The following is a 19,034-nucleotide window of genomic DNA, read 5'->3' as shown; positions in this document are numbered from 1 at the left end:
TCTGAATAACCGGAACAGCGGGCTTTTCCTTATCCAATCTATAATGAATCGAGGTTTTGCTGATGAAAACGATTCGCTTGACTATGGCGCAGGCTTTGCTGCGATTTTTGGATCAACAGTATTTGTCTGTAGACGGAGAAGAGATAAAGTTCGTTCGTGGTGTTATGGGGATCTTCGGACATGGTAACGTCACAGGTATCGGCGAAGCTCTAGAGCGAGAAACTACTGAGTTATTGTTCGTGCAGGGCAAGAACGAACAAGGTATGGTTCACGCGGCTACAGCTTACGCTAAACAGAAGAACCGCCGTCAGATCTTTGCCTGCACGACTTCAATCGGCCCAGGAGCACTTAATATGATGACTGGCGCCGCAACCGCAACGGTTAACCGCATACCTGTGCTGCTTCTGCCAGGCGATAACTTTGCTTCCCGACAGCCTGACCCCGTACTGCAGCAATTGGAGGTTCCGAGTGACTACTCCATATCTGCAAACGATCCGTTCAAGGCAGTCAGCAAGTTTTGGGATCGCATCGTCCGCCCTGAACAGCTGATGTCGTCGCTTCTACAGGCGATGCGCGTGCTGACTGATCCAGTTGACACCGGAGCGGTTACGTTAGCGCTGCCGCAGGACGTTCAAACAGAGGCTTATGATTATCCAGTACGCTTCTTTGAGAAGCGAATCCATTTCCTGCAGCGCCGTCCAGCGGAACAGGATGCCATTTTACGTGCCGCAGATTTGATCATGCGCAAGAAGAAACCTTTGATCATCGCAGGGGGAGGCGTTCACTATGCGAATGCGACGAAAGAGCTTCTCGCATTTGCAGAAGCATTCGGCATTCCGATAGCTGAGACCCAGTCGGGCAAAAGCGCGGTGCCGTGGAATCATCCGCTTGGCCTCGGCGGAGTTGGTACAACCGGCACACTGGCAGCGAATCGGGTAGCTGCCGAAGCAGACTTGATCATCGGAATCGGTACACGATTTTCTGATTTCACGACGGCATCCAAATCCGCATTTCGCAACTCCGATGCTGCATTTCTGAACTTGAATGTTAGTTCATTTGATGCGGTTAAGATGGAAGCGGATTCGATCACAGCAGACGCAAAGTTGGCGATTGTCGCACTACAGTTGGAATTAATGAATCGCAGATTCAGATCCAGCTATGCTGACGGTTATATTCAAGAGTTGAAAGCGGAGTGGGACAATGAAGTTGATCGTCTCTACGCCTTGGAGAGCGCCAATGGGTTAACCCAGACTAGAGCTCTCGGTATCATTAATGGATTCATCGAATCGAAGGATGTTGTCGTTGGCGCCGCTGGAAGCCTTCCGGGCGATCTGCACCGTGTTTGGCGTGTAACTGAATCGAACACTTATCACTTGGAATATGGTTTTTCCTGCATGGGGTATGAAATAAGCGGTGCTTTTGGCGTGGCGCTTGCGGAACCGGATCGTGAAGTGTATGCGTTAGTTGGTGATGGGAGCTACCTGATGCTGCATTCTGAGCTGATTACGGCAATCCAAGAAGGCGTGAAGCTGACCATTTTACTATTCGACAACAACGGGTTTCAATGCATTCATAACTTGCAGCGCGGTCACGGCAGCGACGGCTTCGGCAATGAATTCCGCTTCCGATCCAAAGAGACAGGAAGGTTAGATGGACCGTTTATGCCGATTGATTTCTCTTTGCTTGCCCGCGGCTTAGGCGCTGCCTCATATAAAGCTACCTCAGCGAAAGAACTGGAGCAAGCGCTGCACGACGCGAAAGCGGAACAAGGACCTGTGCTGGTGGAAATTAAGGTGCTTCCGGGAACGAATACGGATGGTTATGACTCATGGTGGAATGTAGGCGTACCTGAGGTGTCTGTGAGCGACAAAGTGAGGAAGGCGCATGAGCAGATGCAGCAAAACATCAGTGCGGCGCGCCCTTATTAATTGGGAAGAAGGGATATGATGGATACGATTACTTTTTCGGGTGATAAGGATTTGGATTTTGTAGCAATCGGCCGCCTATGCATTGATTTGAATGCCAATGAAATCAATCGTCCTATGGAAGAAACGATGACTTTCACCAAATATGTGGGCGGTTCACCGGCCAACATCTGCATCGGTATGTCGCGATTAGGCATGAAAACAGCGTTTATCGGCAAGGTTGCTGATGATCAGATGGGCCGATTTATTGATCAATACCTGCGTAATAACGGCATAGACACTTCAGGTGTCACAACGGATCGAACTGGAGCGGTTACCGGACTTGCTTTTACAGAGATCAAAAGCCCAGAGGATTGCAGCATACTGATGTACCGCAGCAATGTGGCAGATTTGTTGCTCGCGCCTGAAGAAGTTGACGAATCGTTAATCAAACGAAGCAAGGTACTTCTCGTATCCGGTACGGCGCTGGCACAGAGTCCATCCCGCGAGGCGGTGCTTCTTGCACTTCGTTACGCACGTAAACACGGAACGAAGGTAATATTCGATATCGATTATCGGCCATATTCGTGGGCATCTCCCGAGGAAACGGCCATTTATTATCATTTGGCAGCGGAAAAGAGCGATATTATTATTGGGACACGCGAGGAATTCGATATGCTGGAGCGGTTCGACGGCAACACCGAACGCAGCGACGAAGTAACTGCGGCGCAATGGTTCGGTTACCACGCCGAGATCGTCGTCATCAAGCACGGCAAAGAAGGATCGATTGCTTATGGCAAAAACGGCAGCTCACAGCGGGGTTCTATTTTCCCGGCTAAGGTTATCAAGACATTCGGAGCCGGCGACTCGTATGCAGCAGGATTTATCTATGGACTTATACAAGGATGGGATGTCAGCCGCAGTATGACATTCGGCAGCGCGTCAGCTTCCATTGTTATTTCCAGTCATAGCTGCTCGGACGCCATGCCGACAGTGGGGCAGATTGAACAATATATGCTTTCTTCCAAACAAGCGTAACTGGAGAGGAGAACGACAATGATGACCCAAATGCAAGCACTTATACCTTTATCGAATTTTATTGGAGGCGAATGGATCGCCTCGACTTCAGGCAAGACGGAACCCGTATTCAATCCAGCAACCGAAGAAATTTTGGCTTACGTTCCGCTGTCGTCTAAGGATGAAGTTGATCAAGCTGTCCGAAATGCGAAAGAAGCGTTTAAAACATGGAGTAAAACGCCGGTACCACGCCGTGCTCGAATTCTTTTCAAATACCAACAGCTGTTAGTTGAACATTGGGAAGAGCTTGCTCAGATCATTACCTTGGAGAACGGAAAAAACTATCAAGATGCTCACGGGGAAGTCATGCGCGGCATTGAATGTGTTGAATTCGCTGCAGGGGCGCCAACGCTCATGATGGGAAAACAACTTCCAGACATCGCTACAAATGTGGAGTCGGGTATGTTCCGATATCCGATTGGGGTTGTGGGCGGAATTACACCGTTTAACTTCCCAATGATGGTACCCTGCTGGATGTTCCCGCTTGCAATTGCTTGCGGCAATACGTTTGTCCTCAAGCCCTCCGAGCGGACGCCGCTTCTTGCGAATCGTCTGGTGGAGCTGTTTAAGGAAGCGGGTTTGCCGGATGGCGTGCTGAATCTTGTACATGGCTCAAACGATGTCGTAAATGGTCTGATTGAGCACCCGGACGTCATTGCGATTTCGTTTGTTGGCTCCCAGCCCGTCGCGGAATATGTGTATAAAACCGCAACGGCGCAAGGGAAACGGGTTCAGGCGCTTGCCGGCGCTAAGAACCATACCATCGTCATGCCGGATGCCGATATGGACGGAGCGGTGACTCAAATCATCAACGCGGCATTTGGCTCTGCGGGCGAGCGCTGTATGGCATGCGCTGTCGTCGTTTCCGTTGGGAGAGCGTCTGAAACGTTGATTGATAAATTGGTCGCGGCAGCTGATAAGCTAATCATTGGTAATGGCATGGATAAAGATGTTTTTCTAGGGCCGGTCATCCGCGGTCCGCACAAGGAACGTACGCTGGGCTATATTGCGACAGGTACAGAAGAGGGAGCGGTACTGCTCCGTGATGGCCGTACGGATGCGGCATCAAATGGCGAAGGGTATTTCGTCGGCCCGACAATTTTTGATCATGTGACGAGTGAGATGAAAATTTGGAAGGACGAAATATTTGCTCCCGTGCTGTCGATTGTCCGCGTGGATACGCTGGAAGAGGCGATTGAACTAGCCAATCGTTCAGAACTAGCAAATGGAGCGTGCATTTTCACTCAAAATGGCAGTCATGTTCGTCAATTCCGTGAAACGATCGACGCTGGTATGCTGGGTGTGAATTTGGGCGTACCTGCCCCAATGGCATTTTTCCCTTTCTCTGGCTGGAAGAAATCGTTCTACGGTGACTTGCATGCTAACGGTTCAGACGGTGTCGAGTTTTTTACGAGGAAGAAAATGGTCACTTCCCGCTGGTAAGCGGCTCGTTAGCAGGAGGATCGGTTGATTCTGATCCTCCTGTTAAAATGTATGGACAATGGATCAAAATACCCGAAGGGAGGCATTTGAAAATGAGTGAACTAATTGTAAAACCGAACCAAACTCCGGATCAGGAAGGTAATACCCTTCGGATTACTCCAGAATCTGCAGGGTGGGAATATGTTGGTTTTGAAGTGTTTACTCTAGATGCCGGACAATCACTTAGCCGTCTGACAGAGGAGCGGGAAGCTTGCGTTGTCCTGCTAAGAGGAAAGGCTGACGTTTCCACAGAGAAGTCAGAATGGAAGAGCATCGGCCGCCGGATGAATGTTTTTGAGAAAATTCCTCCTTATTCCGTGTATGTTCCATCTGAGGATAAGTTCACGATTACCGCATTAACAGACCTGCAAATTGCTGTATGCTGGGCTCCAGGCAGCGGTACGCACGCAGCAAGATTGATCGCACCTGGTCATGTTGGGGTTGAAAATCGTGGCGAGGGCAGTACGCAGCGGCTCGTTCATAATATTTTGCCAGAAACCGCAGATGCAGACAGTCTTCTCGTCGTAGAAGTGTTCACGCCTGCCGGTCATTGGTCCAGTTTTCCTCCGCACAAGCATGACCGTGATTTTTTGCCTGAGGAATCACTTCTAGAAGAAACCTATTATTATCAAGTTCAGCCAGAGCAAGGATTTGCAGTACAGCGTGTCTATACAGACGATCGTTCGTTGGACGAGACGTTGACTGTAGGCAACGGTGAAGTTGTACTTGTACCTAAAGGCTACCATCCTGTATCAGCTCCTCCAGGTTATGATGTATATTATTTGAACGTAATGGCGGGGCCAGTTCGTATTTGGAAGTTTTATAACGATCCGGATCACGCTTGGCTGATGCCGAAGCCACGATAAGATCTATATAACGAGGATTAAAATGCTACAATTGAAAGAGAGCAATGCCAATTGTAATGATGGCATTGCTCTCTTTTTAATTTCGATTACTCAAAACTTGACATCCCATTCTGTAACTAATATTATTACAGTAAGTCAAAAAAGAATAGAGGACATAAAGCATGAAATGCAAAATTAATCGAAATGCAGCAACCGTTTTAAAAAAGATGTTGAGCAGTAATGAATCGGAAGGGAAGATGATTCGTGTTTTTATAACTCAGAATCATGGAGATCATGGTCATTATGATATAAAGCTGGATACACCTACTGAACATGATGAAATTGTAAAAACAGACAAAGACATTGAAATTGTATTAGATAAACGTGAACCGCTATTAGACGGGGTTTGGATTCAATATTTTTATGTGCCGGAAGAAGGTTTCTTCATAACGAACCCTTCTACAGGTTTTCTTGAAAAATAAGGTTTAAAATATTGATGGTCAATAGGGAGGATGCAAAATTGCATCCTCTTTAAGCATTTATAGAGAGTACATGACAGGATAATGATACTGTCCGACTGCTTGAAAACCTACAGATGGACAAAGTCCGGTAATGGAGTTCTGACGACTGCATAAAACAAAAATGCAGGATAGTTTAACTTCTTCGCGAATATTTCAAGTATGGAAAATATACTTAACGCAATCGGAAATCATTTTTAGGAGGGCACAACATGGAAGTTTTTGAAGAGTATTTAGCAACTATCGTTAACCCGCAACATCGGAGCCGAACGGAAGAAGTGTTAACTTGGGTAACTAAGAAATTTCCAAATTTAAAGCCAAAAATCGCCTGGAAGCAGCCTATGTTTACCGATCACGACACATTTATTATTGGCTTTAGCGTAGCCAAACAACATATGGCTGTTGCTCCTGAAAAAGCAGGCATTAATCATTTTTCTGAGGAAATTGTGCAATCAGGTTATGACAACACCAAGGAGTTGATACGTATCCCGTGGGCTAGTCCGGTCGATTTCTTATTACTTGAGAAAATAATCGAGTTTAATATTTTGGATAAGGCAGCCTGTTCGACTTTTTGGCGCTAGTATAAAACCTAACATGAAAATAGCTTATTCGCAATCGGGTTATTCAGGGCTATCAAAACTGAAGAGAGATATATTTACTAATTGGAAAACCAATGTTTAATAAACTAAAATAAATGACACGAGCAAGAGCGTAGGCACAAATGTGCTTACGCTTTTTTTTCATTTTTCAACGGGAATATAGAAATAGGAGGAAGTAATTGTCTAACATAAGGTATAATATGGTACAAAATAACTTTGTTGACAATTCGTTCGTAGTGAGAGTATTGGAGGGGAGCAATTATCAAGAAGAAAAATTGGATTGTCTTATCATTTATCTGTGTACTCTTAGGTCTATCAGCTTGGTTGACTGATATTTTATTTGAGCATATGTACAAATTGTGGTTGCTCACCTTTCTAATAAATCCTATAGGATTTTTATTTGGGCTTCTTGGAAGAAGTAAATGGGGAATGATCTCCAATGCACTAATGACCATCAGTGTTTTTATTTTTATGTTTATTGGATACTTAATTGCTGCCCTTTTTGGAGGACAGCCGTGAAATTAAAGTAATCAATTCGAAACGATTGATTTTTTAAAAGGGAGGTATTGTATGAGGAGAAATCATTTAATTTTCTTTATTTTGATCACTTCATTATTATTTCCAAGCAATTTATCAGCAACTTCATGGGCAAATGAGTTTGTTGTTTGGCATGGTTATGTTTATGTAATAAGTGATGAGTTTGTAACAGATATACATAAAAAGATTGGGCATGTCACTGTATATTCAGATATGGAAACCTATACTGGCAATTACTCTAACTCATATAAGAAGGGCACTAAATATTATTCAATTAAAGGTATTAGTACAGATGAAGCGATCGCAGTTCAACATAAAGATGGGAAGTTTATAAAAGCAAACAGAGATGGACAATTCAAAGGAGAGAATACTGATTACTCAGGTTTAGTGAGAAATGTGATCATTATTTCTCTATTAGCCATTTTGGTGATCTTTCTCGTTAGAAACAGATATAAGAAGCGGACTTAACTCGTATGTGCGCTCTAGTATGTAGATTATAGAAGTCAAATACGGGATTATTAAGGAAACAAATGCAAATGCCAACCAGATGTTCTTGGTTGGCATTTGTTTTTTTTACGAGGACAGGGCAGAAAACAGAACCGCTTTATGTGTTCGAAGAAAATAAAGTACTAGACTGAATTTGTTGAATCAAGCGTCTCGATTTTCTTTCCCGATATAGCGTCGGAAAAGGAAGGTGTGATACTCTTTATCTGTTCAAAGAATTAAACATTTGAATCTCGAAAGGAGGGGTGGATGTGAACCAAGAAATCACAGCTAATCTCGCAAACGAATTTAAAAATAATCAAAAGGTACTGACCGCAATCGGTGATGAAACCAGACAAGCCATTCTTATGACCCTGATTCAAGGACAACAAGATCCTGGTATGCGTGTGGGAGAGATTAAGGAGAAAACCCATCTATCCCGTCCGGCTGTTTCCCATCATTTAAGATTATTGAAGGAAGCGCAAATTATTAGTGTTCGTAAAGAAGGAACCATGAATTATTATCGTCTGAACGTCACAAGCAAGCTCAAGTTGCTGAAAAATCTTGTGGATGAAATCGAGATGCTGCTTTCGCAATGCGAATGACACATGAGCATTACTTTTTATAAAGCGAGGAGGGAGAACCCCAGAATGAACATGGTAATCAAAGCAGTGAACGGTATTAAAATTCCCCAATTGGGTTTTGGAGTGTATAAAATAAAAAAAGGGAAACATTTTGAAAGGGCTATTCGTGAGGCGATCCGTGCCGGCTATCGTCATTTTGATACGGCTAAAATTTATGGGAACGAAGAAGCACTCGGCCTAGAGATTCAAAAAAGCGGGATCCCCCGGGAACAATTCTTTATCACCTCAAAAGTGTGGACGACGGATCTCGGTTATAAAGCGACGAAAATAGCATTTGAACAAACCTGCAAAAAACTAAAAGTGGCGTATCTTGATATGTACCTGATTCATTTTGCCGGTCCTCATTATGTGGAAGCATGGAAGGCGATGGAGGAATTATACTCTGAAGGCAAAATCAAAGTTATTGGCGTTGCGAATTTTGAGATCAATCATCTTGAATATCTCATGAAGCATTCCAGCATTTCGCCAATGATTAACCAAATCGAAACCCATCCGGAATTTTCACAAAACGATTTGCACGATTATCTTGTCCAGCATCGAATTTCGCATGAGGCCTGGGGACCGTTGGGGCAAGGCAATAAAGCACTACTGGAGCGCCCGGAGTTAGTCGAAATCGCCCATCATCACAAAAAGTCGACGGCGCAAGTCATTTTGCGCTGGCATCTGCAGCGGGGGATTATTGTGATTCCTAAATCTTCAAACCCCATAAGGATAAAAGAAAACAGCGAGATATTCGACTTTGAATTAACCGTGGAAGAAATGGAAAAAATCAATCAATTAAACACGGGCAAAAGGCATTCAGTAAACCCGACCGGCTACATGGTGAATCCGTTTTATGTTAAGACGATGAAGCTATTTATTAGATAAATGTCAGAAATGGAAAGGAAACTTGCTCCCGCCAGGAACAAGTACAAAAAAAGGTCAGGAATCCTTCCTTTAGGTACATAGAGCAGCCCTCAACTTGATGATATGTGAGGGCTATTTGACGTTCCTTAATATAATAATTATCCATAGTTATTTAACTATGCTTCCCGTTCGTAATGGCCAAGCCCAGTCTAACACTTTATTTTCTTCTGACATTACGGACGGCAAAAGCAGCATTTACAACCTCAGGAACTTATGATAAATTGAAAGTAGTTTCACAATATGAAATGGTGTTTCATACAATGAAACAAAATACTCATTTTACAAAAGGAGGAGCAGCAATGGGAGAATCAATAAAAGATCAAGTACAGAAGCAATTTGGAAAAAATGCTGCAAAATATGTAACAAGCAGCCGCCATGCCAAAGGCGAAGATTTGGCTTTTCTTGTTTCGTCATCCCAAGACAACAAGGAGATGGAAGTACTTGACGTTGCAACAGGAGGCGGGCATGTGGCCAATGCGCTTGCACCGCTCGTCCGCCATGTGATTGCTTACGATCTGACAGAACAGATGTTAGAGAAGGCTGCGGAATTTATTCATGGAAATGGACATTCTAACGTCGACTTCGTACAGGGGGATGCTGAGCTGCTCCCATTTGCCGATGCTTCCTTTGACTTGGTAGCTTGCCGAATTGCAGCACATCATTTTCCGAATGTGCCTGCTTTCGCTTCCGAAGCATTCCGCGTCATTAAGCCGGGTGGCAAGCTGCTTCTAATTGACAATGTTGCTCCTGAGAATGATGCGTTTGATGAATTTTACAATAAGGTTGAAAAGCAAAGGGACCCTAGCCATGTTCGTGCCTGGAAAAAGTCTGAATGGGTTAACCTGCTGGAGAATAGCGGGTTTCGCCTTGACATCATGGTTCGTTTCCCCAAACCGTTTAAATTCCAAGATTGGTGTGAACGGTCCGATCTTCCAGAAGCGGAGCAGGCTTTACTTGAGACAAAAATGCTGCAAACCCCAAAGGAGATGAAGGATTTTTTCATTATCCAAACTGATGAATCGGGCAGACTTTCCTCCTTCAATGGCGAATCTGTATATATTCAAGCGATCCGTTCATAAATATTTCTTATGTAAACACCCCCATTTAAATAGAAAAGGGCTGCTCTCAAGTCAAATAGTTTTAACTACGATTTGAGGCAGCCAATATTTAATTGATAAACCAAAGCACATACGCTATGAAAGCTATTATTGCTGCATGTTTGCTGAATAAACATCTTTCCAGCGTTGGTTCTTTAAAATCTCAGCGTCTTTGCCCATAAAGGCGGCCATAGCCTGTGAATCGTCCATTAACCGATATCTCATCCATGCGGTCAGATATCCTCTATGTTGACCGCCATCTTGTTCAATCGCCGTATGTGCCGCTCCTTTAGCCATCGCCATCATTGCCGGAATATGTGGGTTTGCTTTACTAATCTCCACCTTGTTGGAGGATGAAGGAGAGATAATAAAATCACGCGTTCCACTCATTACAAAAAAAGGTACCTTTATCGCGGATGTGTCGTAAACATCCTCTGGATCACAATATTTCAGCTTCGGGAGCGCAATTGAAACAACCGTCTTGATGAGATCGCCATGTTCAAAGTTGGTGTGCGCGTTAATTACACCTGTGGAGCCTTGAGAATGACCTGCAGCACCTATTTGATCTTTTTGAATTCGTTGATAGAATGGGCTGCCGGGCATATCGTTTTGTGCTAACATATAATCAATAGAGGCAACAATTTCTTTTCCTGTCCCAGTTGTTGTACTAAAAGTATCAATAACTACAAATCCCCAACTAGCTAAATGGTTAAAAAGTTCATCGTATTGCTCAGGCAGCGCTCCTGTTCCGTTGCCCCAAGCAATGAGAGGATGCATCGAATCTTGTGATTTTGGGGAGTAGACTTTATACAGCTTTTCACCATGTTCGTCTAAGATCTCGCTCGTCTCTACATCGTATTCTCCAGATGATGCATATTTCTCTTCCACGCTGCCCGTCTCAAAAGCAGCAGAAACGGAGTTCACCAACAGAAAGGACACCGTAGAGAAAGCAATAATCATAATTAAAACAATGCCGGTCGTCCATAATAGCCATTTGCTTCTGAGAACTCTCTTAATTTGTGGCATACAATCTCCTCTCGCTATGACTAACGTGTACGTTATCCGAATGTCAGGGTGTAATGCCGGATGTTCATGATGATGAGCCTTATTAGTTTTCATAGTTGTTTAGTAGTTTTATTATACTCTATGCTTATCGGCAATGTTAATTTTCACATCAAACCGTTCGCAGTTCTTATTAAGCTAGGGAGGATGAATTAGAATGCTTTACGATTTAAAGGGTGAAGCGAATATGACACCTATTGTGGGAATGTTATTTTCCGCTGTAAAAGAGAATAATCAACGGCTGCAATTAATTACTGGCGGCATGTCACAAGAAGAAGTGGATTTTAAGGGGCCTGATCACAGTTTTAATAGTACTGCTCAGTTAATCAAACACATCATGTATGTTGATCTGAATTGGGTTTATAGATTAAAGGGGCAACCACTTCCACTGTCATTAAAGGAATTATATGGCCCCATGATAGATGAAAATAATAGACTTCCTATGGTCAAAGGGATATCTTTGAATACACTAATGACCAAATATGATGATGTATTAAAAATGTTAAATGATTCATGTGCACAATTAACAGAGGCTGATCTAGATAAAATTGTTACTTTTGGACATGAAAATGAAAAGCGTGCAACGATACGTTGGGGTTTGTGGCATATGGCTGACCATAGCCGCTATCATCAAGCTCATATTAATTTGCTTAGGAAATGGTATGGTGACAATTCGCAGTCTAAATAATGGGGGAACCACAGTCATCATTTTTTGTGCGTTGTAAAGATAAAAAGAGCAAACGCTGCTGCAACGTTTGCTCTTTTTATTGATGTAGCCTTACATTACTCAATTTTATCAAGAGATCGGTTTTTGGCGATATCCAAAACAAAATCCCCTAAATCATCATAACTCATTTGATTTAATTTCTCTTTGAGAGCTTCCGAAATCGTCTCTTTTTCAAATATTCCTTTAATAATATCAATGACCAATTCAACCCTAGCCTGATGCCTTTCCTTCGTATCCATGCGCATTCCTATATTCTCCTGTTCTCGATAGGCGTTCTTCAATATCGGCAAAACCTAAAGTGTAAACTGATGACTGCCTATTTTCTTAGTGGCTGTACGCGTCTTGAACCAAGCCGAATTGGTAATTATCGGATTAAAGAAGAACAGCGCATTGCCAGTGGGATCATTCCCTTTTACAGCAGCTTTAGCGGCTTTGAATGCCGTTTGGTTCGGAATAAGCCAGTACTGACCGTCCTTTACGGCAGAGAACGCATTGGGCTCCATAATGACTTCTTTTACTGTGTTCGGGAATTTTGAAGACTGAAGCCGATTCATGACAACTGCCCCAACCGCCACTTGGCCTTTATACTCTTCTCCTCTAGCCTCGGCATAGATGACACGTGCGAGCATGGAAAGTTCCTTTTTGTTGACCGACAATTTTTTGAGCTTCGCCCATGTTTTTGGACCTACAACGCCGTCACCCTGGAGACCGCTCTTTTTTTGAAAGGATTGAACCGCAGTGCGGGTAGCCTTTCCAAAACTGTTATCGATGGGCAAATTGTAAAAACCCATTGTTTGAAGCCGAAACTGCAGATCTATAATGTCCTGTCCCTTGCTGCCAAGTTTCAACACGGGTGAAGCCTCAACTTTGTGATTTGATACGGTTGCGGTAACTAGTACGAGTAGGACAAATAGAGTCAAAAATCTGTTCATGATGAATAAATCCCTCCTGATGCGAATGATAGGTAATGATTGGATGGCATTGAGCGTTTATTCTAGCACAGCATGAATAGGATAATCTTGTTAAGATTTTCTCATTTACATGCCCCCCTGAAATCAATAAAACGCGACGAAACCTTATAAAAGCAATACATAAGGAGTGAATAACGATGGTGAATAATTACAAACGCTTCATTCAAAATCAATTCGAAAAAGCGAAGTCTACCGCTTCCGAGCTTATTTCTTCAAGGAATGAAGAAGAAGAAAAAGCTATTATAGAACTCAATCCACAACATTATGTTGAGCTGAAAGCAATCGCCGATAAGCAGCATACGACCGTGCAAGCGATTATCGATGGCATCATAGTCCAATACTTGGCAAGCGCTCCATACGAAATAGCCCCGATCACGTTAGGCCAGAAGGAAGATAACCCGCTTTTGTATTTGGATGGTATTTGCAAATTAGAGGATTAAGGAGTGCTGACAGATGGATAACCACTTGAATGTTCAAGATACAATATTTTTGGATGAAACAGCTTTTGCTGCATTGATGAACCCAGAGGATCCTCATTATGTGAAAGCTCGTTCCCTGTTTTTGGATTTGCATGATCTTGAACGTAATTATGTAACGACCAACTCTATTTTATTTGATCTTCACGAATGGCTTCGCAATGAATACAGCTATCAGCAGGCAGAATATTTTCTAAATGCGATTGATAAGGCAGTCAGTAAAGGTAAGCTGGCGGTCATCTCCAGCGGCCCTGAGTTTGAGGGGGAATCGCGTAGATTGCTTATCAACAGGCCTGAGCTCCGATTCTCTCTCAGCGAAGCATTAACCGCTGTGACTATGTCCTATTATCAGGTAAAACGTATCTTTACTTTCAATCACAATTACATGATGCTAGCCAATTTGGATAAGGATATTCGGATCATTCCGTCCAATTAATAAGCAATTAATACAGCCTTATTGGTAAACATCGTATTAGACTTTTTTAGTATTGATGCAGCAATTGTGAAAACGCCAAAAAGCAGCTCTTCCTCGTTAGAGGAGGGGCTGCTTTTTGTCTTTCTAATGTGAATTGCTTATGTCGAACTGCGAACGACCAAATGTGTAGGTAAAATAACCTTCTTCGGCAGCAAGCTATTCCCATTCATTCGTTCTAATAATAAGTCAACTGCGACCATCCCAATTTCCTCGGTTGGCACATCAATGGTAGATAGAGGCGGATTGGAGTATTTGGATACTTCAATGTTGGATAGGCCGATAACAGCCACTTCATCAGGCACAGAGATCCCGTTGTTATATAAGCTGTTAAGGGTTGCCATAGCCATCAAATCACTGGCAGCAAAGAAGGCAGTAGGCAAGTTTTTTGTTTGGCATAAATGATTGACTTTATCGATACAGACAACCTCATCCCACATGCAATCAATAAGCCATTCGGGATTTACATTCATTCCAGCAGCATGCATGGTGGAATAGTACCCTTGATAGCGCCGGCTTTCCTTTAAGTTGCTTTTTAAGCCGCTTCCACCTATATAGCCAATATTCGTATGTCCTTTTTCAATAAGATGGCTCACGGCTAGAGAAGCAACATTGTAATGGTCATAACCTACATTATCAATATCCCAGCGTTCTGTATCGATGCCAACAATATGAGGTACCTGCTTGCGAACATATTCATATGTTTCGCTATTTAAGGATTCCATTAGGATAAGCCCTGTAATCGATTCACTAAACGTGTTAAACAAAATCTTCTTATCATCTAATTCAGGACCCGTCCGAATAAAGGCAATATTATAACCTGATTGAAGCAATCTCTTTTCTACACCGGATAATATAGACATGAAATACGGATCGTTATACTTGTTTTTTGTCACACTTAATACGCACCCTATTTTGATTTGAGCTTTGTTTGCCGAATGATCCTTCGTTGCTGCTTGATGCTTGGGGCTATCAGTAATTTTATAGTTAAGCTGTGTAACGGCCTGCCAGACTCTTTCTCGTGTTTCATCTGTGATTTTATACTTCGTATCATTATTTAAAACTCTAGATACGGTAGCCGTGGACACATTCGCTAATTTAGCAACATCCCTAATCGTACTCATAGCTATGCATAGTCTCCTTTTGAAAATGCTAATGATTATTATGTTACGTTGTGATTCGTCATTAGCGCTTTTATGTTTTGTTACGTGAAAATTACGTCCATACCGATTTATCTGTATGTATGCCTACTAATCTATATAGTAACATACGAATGATGCGTAGTCTCACATTAAATTTTATTTGAGAACGATGTAATTTCCTCTTGCAGGATTGGTTAGAAATGTTATAATTGCACCATAAGATTACTAAACAATCACGCATATATAACGTAACACACAACGTAACAAAATAGCAAATGTTGTTTATTTAATGAGAATACCTCGTTAGGAGATGATGAGACATGAATAAAGCGATGACCGTGTACCCGGTAATCGTGGATAGCTTACTAAGCAATCCTGGCATTGGTTTTACTTCAGCACCTGGTCTAATGGATGACATCGGTGATGTGTTTGACAATAGAGGGGAAAAGAAAGAGAAATATAAATTTACGCAAGACAGCAGGACATACAATCATCCGGATAGCAAAGTCTATTTCTGCAGTGCTCGCTGGAGGGATATAGAAATTGCAAAAGGCGTTTTCAGGTGGGAAGTGATTGAGGAAAAGCTGGAGTATGCCAAATCCATGGGATGTACTGCGGTGGTACGTTGTTCGCCATATGCACTAAGTGAAGAAGATGATATACCGGAATGGTTTCGAGCGGAAAGTCCGGAGGAGCCCGATTTTCCTTTTTGGAGAGTAGATCCTGAGACAACGAGGTATGTGGAGTATTGGTCTGATTTTATAAAAGCTTTTGCAAAGAAGTATGACGGGCATCCCGTAATAAGCTCTATTGATTTGACAATTGTAGGAGCATGGGGGGAAGGCGGGGGCACAGAGTTTTTAGAGCCAGAGGCCATTCAATGTATTACAGATGCTTATTTGGATGGTTTTAAAATAACACCTTTGCAAGCGCTTTTACATGATCCGCTTTCAATGAAGATTATAACGGATCGCAAAGCCAAAGTAGGCTTTCGTGTCGATTGTCTCGGTGACATGGGCGGTTTTCATGGCAAACGATGGTCTCATATGACCGATTTCTACCCTCAGAATATACAGAACTTTAAAATGGAAAATGCTTGGGAGAAAGCTCCAATTTTATTTGAAGCATGCTGGCATATGAATGACTGGTATATTCAGGGCTGGGATATTGATTACATTATTCAAGAAACGCTCAAATGGCATATTTCTTCCTTCAACAACAAAGGGACAATCGTACCGGAGCCTTGGAAAGACCATGTGAAGCAGTGGTTAAACAAGATGGGCTACCGCTTTGAATTAAGAAAGTTCACTTATGATGCTGAAGTTGAGGCAGGCGGGAATCTAGATATTGCTGCTTTGTGGGCTAATGTCGGAGTTGCACCAATTTATAATCGCTATCCGCTTGTTTTGAAGCTAACAAGCAATAAACAGACTTATACACTTTATAGCAGAGAAGATATAAGAGAATGGCTGCCGGATGTAGATATTGCTTGGGAAGAGAGTTTTTCGATTCCGAGCGATGTGCCAGCAGGAGAGTATCGTTTAGAAATTGGCATAGAAACAGGTGTACATGAGATTGGAAATGTTAAGCTGGCGATTGACGGAAATAAGGACGGTTATTATGAGATGGGAAAACTTTTAATAAAAGGGGATCAGTAACGAATGTCGATACGGTTGGATTTTAAAACGGCTGCTGCGTACTGCAATTTTGATTATCTACCCGAAGGTTTAGAAGTCAAATATAAAAGCTACGAACCGAGTAACAAGACTATACTCATTCCACGTAAGTTTTTAAATGGAATTTTTGAGCAATATCAACTCCCTGAGCATACCAAACAGTGGCTGGTTGGCGGAATTGAAGCGATAGAAAAGGATGAAATATTATTTCTATTCACGACCTTTTTAGTAGATGACATGTGCTCGTTGCGCAATCGTTGTGATGAAGATTTTTATACGAATATGACGCCGGGATGTATGAAGCAATATGGTGATTTGTATTCCTTTCTTTTGCTGCTTGCTTGTGTAGTCCCTTCTATGGAAATGGTGGAAAAGCGCGGAATTCCTAAACCGTATTACGAGAATATCCCTCATCAGCCACTTAAAGCTCAGTTGGAAAAATTAGTTGCATATGGTGATTCTAAAGTCCGTGACTTTCCGTGGGATATGAATTTTTATACTTGTTCAATATTTCGATTAGATCGATTTCTCTTTATACCTTTTCAATTTGAAGATCCTTTTACGATGTATCGTCATGTTCACACGGAAGAGGTTATTGCACTTCGACATGCGGGAGAAGAGTTTCGCAGCGATGGGCAAAGGAATGGAATCAATGGTGTATTTGATCCTGGGGGACATTTCACTTCGAAATGGGAGGAAAATGATGATCACATTATCGCTAATCGGATTAATCCAATGGGCTACGTTGAAAGAGAACCAACTTCTATAGCAAAGAAGGAATGGGAACCGGTTCTTCAGCGAGGAGATATCCTATTAGCGCTGCATATTCCATCTGGACCTGGCTATACACCCGAAAGGCTGAAACATTCGATGTCACTCGCAATTGAATTATATGCTAATTATTTTCCGGAGTTAAATATAAAAGGCTTCTGGAGCGCAAGCTGGCTTTATGATACGAGATTATCGCTGATACTGGACAATGAAAAAAGCAATATCGTATTGGTTCAAAGGCAATTTTATAATTATCCCACATTTGAAGGGGACAGCATGCTGCGTTATGAAGCCTTTGGAGATCGGGAGGCAGATCCTGTCCAGAACGATGTGAAGTACAAAACCTCGTTGCAAAGAGCTGCTGCAGCTTATATGAAGACGGGAGCGCGATTTAACACTTTAAGCATGATTGTTTTGAAGGAAGAAATCGAACAGATTGGAAATATGCCCTATATTTCAGATGTGGATATTGATCAATTCTTTAATACCGTTGACTGCCATTTACAGAGGAGGTAATGGGATGGGTAAATATTCGCTTGAAAACTACGAGAAGTATAAAACCGTAAAATTCCGGCCTTATCCATTACCGAGTAATGACGCTCAATCAAGAAATGGTGCTTTCCAATATGTTTCTTATTCATGGAATGAACTAGAGCCAACTAGAGGGGAATACAAACTCGAACAGCTGAAGACAGCACTTAAATCAGCAAGAAATCCAATACTTTGGATCAAACCGGACTTACCTTTATGGGTGAAAGGTCATGCTGATGAATGTTTTGCTGCTTTTATAAGAAAAGTTGGGAGTTATATAGATTCAGATAGTCGACTTGAAGGAGTTGTAATATCGACTCTCGCTGACGGCAAGGAAGAATGGAATGCCTATATGGATTCTTTTGAATTCACGACGCTTCTTGCTGATCTGCACAATGCAAGACTAATTCAATACTTAAGGGAACATGGCCGTGGGTTTGGATTGATCGTTAATTGCAGTGAAGATAACTGGATAACATGCTGTGAAGCATTTGCCAAACAGAAGCTGCAGCAGGTATGGAAGAGTTATCCGGTCGTCCTGCATTTTACCGATAATGTATGCGGTCCTAATAGTAGGCGTGAGTCGCATCGATGGCATGCAAGCCTTTCTAATTTGGAAATAGAGCTTGGGTATGACCTTACTCTACGAAGATTGACATATCCAGAGAACGTTTCTAGTGGGGGCAGCTTACCGCTTCGGTTCTGGTTTGTTAACACAGGGACTTCAAGAAATTACCGTGAATTTCGTTTGTGGGTGAAATTAGTGCAAGGGGATGTATCGTATGAAATTCCCATCCACGCTGCAACGGAGTCATGGTTAACGGGGGATCTTGTCCATAACGAGATTATACAATTGCCGGATATGCCGCCGGGAAATTATACATTAAGCTTTGGCTTGTTTTTCGAAGACCGAACATTCATCAATCTGAATATTCAAAGCAACGTGCAGGACGGTTATTACGAGGCAGGTACTGTGAACGTTGAAATCACAAGTGAAGATCCTCTTTTGAATATATGGGATACCTATTATCCCGAAGGATATTATCCATTGGAAGATCCTAAATTGCCGGAATAGTAATAGAGTGCATCTTGGATAAAAACTCATACGCTGGAG

Annotated in this window: 20 protein-coding genes; 16 read left to right on the top strand and 4 right to left on the bottom strand. The window is 42.5% G+C overall.

Translation table 11 applies throughout. The features are described from left to right. The first annotated feature begins 62 nt into the window (after positions 1-62). From iolD to AC1DPK_RS06575, 10 genes are all read left to right on the top strand, one after another. A complete protein-coding gene (iolD, locus tag AC1DPK_RS06620) occupies positions 63-1,928 on the top strand; it encodes a 3D-(3,5/4)-trihydroxycyclohexane-1,2-dione acylhydrolase (decyclizing) (protein ID WP_477509725.1) in 1,866 nt (621 codons plus the stop codon). An 18-nt stretch (positions 1,929-1,946) separates the two neighbouring features. Beyond that, a complete protein-coding gene (gene iolC / locus AC1DPK_RS06615; protein WP_477509828.1) occupies positions 1,947-2,942 on the top strand; it encodes a 5-dehydro-2-deoxygluconokinase in 996 nt (331 codons plus the stop codon). An 18-nt stretch (positions 2,943-2,960) separates the two neighbouring features. Continuing rightward, on the top strand, positions 2,961-4,424 hold the full coding sequence (locus AC1DPK_RS06610) for a CoA-acylating methylmalonate-semialdehyde dehydrogenase (RefSeq protein WP_477509724.1): 1,464 nt from the start codon (positions 2,961-2,963) through the stop codon (positions 4,422-4,424). Between the two features lie 92 nt (positions 4,425-4,516). After that, positions 4,517-5,329, top strand: coding sequence for a 5-deoxy-glucuronate isomerase (gene iolB / locus AC1DPK_RS06605; RefSeq protein ID WP_477509723.1), 813 nt, complete (start codon positions 4,517-4,519; stop codon positions 5,327-5,329). Between the two features lie 161 nt (positions 5,330-5,490). Next, entirely contained in the window at positions 5,491-5,790 is a 300-nt protein-coding gene (locus tag AC1DPK_RS06600; RefSeq protein WP_076265580.1) for a heme biosynthesis protein HemY, read from the top strand. 248 nt (positions 5,791-6,038) lie between these two features. Continuing rightward, positions 6,039-6,407, top strand: coding sequence for an iron chaperone (locus AC1DPK_RS06595; RefSeq protein ID WP_477509722.1), 369 nt, complete (start codon positions 6,039-6,041; stop codon positions 6,405-6,407). Between the two features lie 588 nt (positions 6,408-6,995). After that, on the top strand, positions 6,996-7,430 hold the full coding sequence (locus tag AC1DPK_RS06590; RefSeq protein WP_477509721.1) for a hypothetical protein: 435 nt from the start codon (positions 6,996-6,998) through the stop codon (positions 7,428-7,430). Between the two features lie 281 nt (positions 7,431-7,711). Further along, on the top strand, positions 7,712-8,050 hold the full coding sequence (locus AC1DPK_RS06585) for an ArsR/SmtB family transcription factor (protein WP_477509720.1): 339 nt from the start codon (positions 7,712-7,714) through the stop codon (positions 8,048-8,050). Between the two features lie 45 nt (positions 8,051-8,095). Further along, positions 8,096-8,956 (top strand): aldo/keto reductase, encoded by an 861-nt coding sequence (locus AC1DPK_RS06580; protein WP_477509719.1) that lies wholly within the window; start codon positions 8,096-8,098, stop codon positions 8,954-8,956. A gap of 338 nt (positions 8,957-9,294) precedes the next feature. Continuing rightward, positions 9,295-10,074 carry a class I SAM-dependent methyltransferase gene (locus AC1DPK_RS06575; protein ID WP_477509718.1) on the top strand — a complete coding sequence of 260 codons (780 nt, stop codon included), beginning with the start codon at positions 9,295-9,297 and terminating at the stop codon, positions 10,072-10,074. Between the two features lie 126 nt (positions 10,075-10,200). On the opposite strand, the gene AC1DPK_RS06570 is transcribed toward AC1DPK_RS06575, so the two are convergent. Beyond that, positions 10,201-11,118 (bottom strand): poly(ethylene terephthalate) hydrolase family protein, encoded by a 918-nt coding sequence (locus tag AC1DPK_RS06570; protein ID WP_477509717.1) that lies wholly within the window; start codon positions 11,116-11,118, stop codon positions 10,201-10,203. Positions 11,119-11,311: 193 nt separating this feature from the next. Here AC1DPK_RS06570 and AC1DPK_RS06565 point away from each other — a divergent pair, with 193 nt between their 5' ends. Beyond that, complete coding sequence (locus tag AC1DPK_RS06565) at positions 11,312-11,842, top strand: DinB family protein (protein WP_441874992.1); 531 nt, start codon at positions 11,312-11,314, stop codon at positions 11,840-11,842. Between the two features lie 95 nt (positions 11,843-11,937). On the opposite strand, the gene AC1DPK_RS06560 is transcribed toward AC1DPK_RS06565, so the two are convergent. Continuing rightward, positions 11,938-12,126: a hypothetical protein gene (locus AC1DPK_RS06560; protein ID WP_076265587.1), complete on the bottom strand. Its 189-nt coding sequence runs from the start codon at positions 12,124-12,126 to the stop codon at positions 11,938-11,940. A gap of 48 nt (positions 12,127-12,174) precedes the next feature. Continuing rightward, positions 12,175-12,813 (bottom strand): cell wall hydrolase, encoded by a 639-nt coding sequence (locus AC1DPK_RS06555; protein WP_477509716.1) that lies wholly within the window; start codon positions 12,811-12,813, stop codon positions 12,175-12,177. A 176-nt stretch (positions 12,814-12,989) separates the two neighbouring features. On the opposite strand from AC1DPK_RS06555, the gene AC1DPK_RS06550 reads away from it, so the two are divergent. After that, on the top strand, positions 12,990-13,292 hold the full coding sequence (locus tag AC1DPK_RS06550; RefSeq protein WP_083681459.1) for a hypothetical protein: 303 nt from the start codon (positions 12,990-12,992) through the stop codon (positions 13,290-13,292). 13 nt (positions 13,293-13,305) lie between these two features. Next, positions 13,306-13,764, top strand: a complete 459-nt coding sequence (locus AC1DPK_RS06545) for a hypothetical protein (protein WP_076265589.1) — start codon at positions 13,306-13,308, stop codon at positions 13,762-13,764. A gap of 137 nt (positions 13,765-13,901) precedes the next feature. On the opposite strand, the gene AC1DPK_RS06540 is transcribed toward AC1DPK_RS06545, so the two are convergent. Then, positions 13,902-14,924, bottom strand: a complete 1,023-nt coding sequence (locus AC1DPK_RS06540; RefSeq protein WP_477509715.1) for a LacI family DNA-binding transcriptional regulator — start codon at positions 14,922-14,924, stop codon at positions 13,902-13,904. A 338-nt stretch (positions 14,925-15,262) separates the two neighbouring features. Here AC1DPK_RS06540 and AC1DPK_RS06535 point away from each other — a divergent pair, with 338 nt between their 5' ends. The 3 genes from AC1DPK_RS06535 to AC1DPK_RS06525 are packed head-to-tail and all read left to right on the top strand — an operon-like array spanning position 15,263 to position 18,995. After that, entirely contained in the window at positions 15,263-16,600 is a 1,338-nt protein-coding gene (locus tag AC1DPK_RS06535) for a DUF4832 domain-containing protein (RefSeq protein ID WP_477509714.1), read from the top strand. A gap of 3 nt (positions 16,601-16,603) precedes the next feature. Then, positions 16,604-17,905: an acyltransferase domain-containing protein gene (locus AC1DPK_RS06530; protein ID WP_477509713.1), complete on the top strand. Its 1,302-nt coding sequence runs from the start codon at positions 16,604-16,606 to the stop codon at positions 17,903-17,905. Positions 17,906-17,909: 4 nt separating this feature from the next. Beyond that, positions 17,910-18,995, top strand: coding sequence for a DUF4832 domain-containing protein (locus AC1DPK_RS06525; RefSeq protein WP_477509712.1), 1,086 nt, complete (start codon positions 17,910-17,912; stop codon positions 18,993-18,995). Positions 18,996-19,034 lie beyond the last annotated feature (39 nt).

Source organism: Paenibacillus sp. 01T424, assembly GCF_056398745.1.
This window is presented reverse-complemented; position numbering and strand designations above follow the sequence as displayed.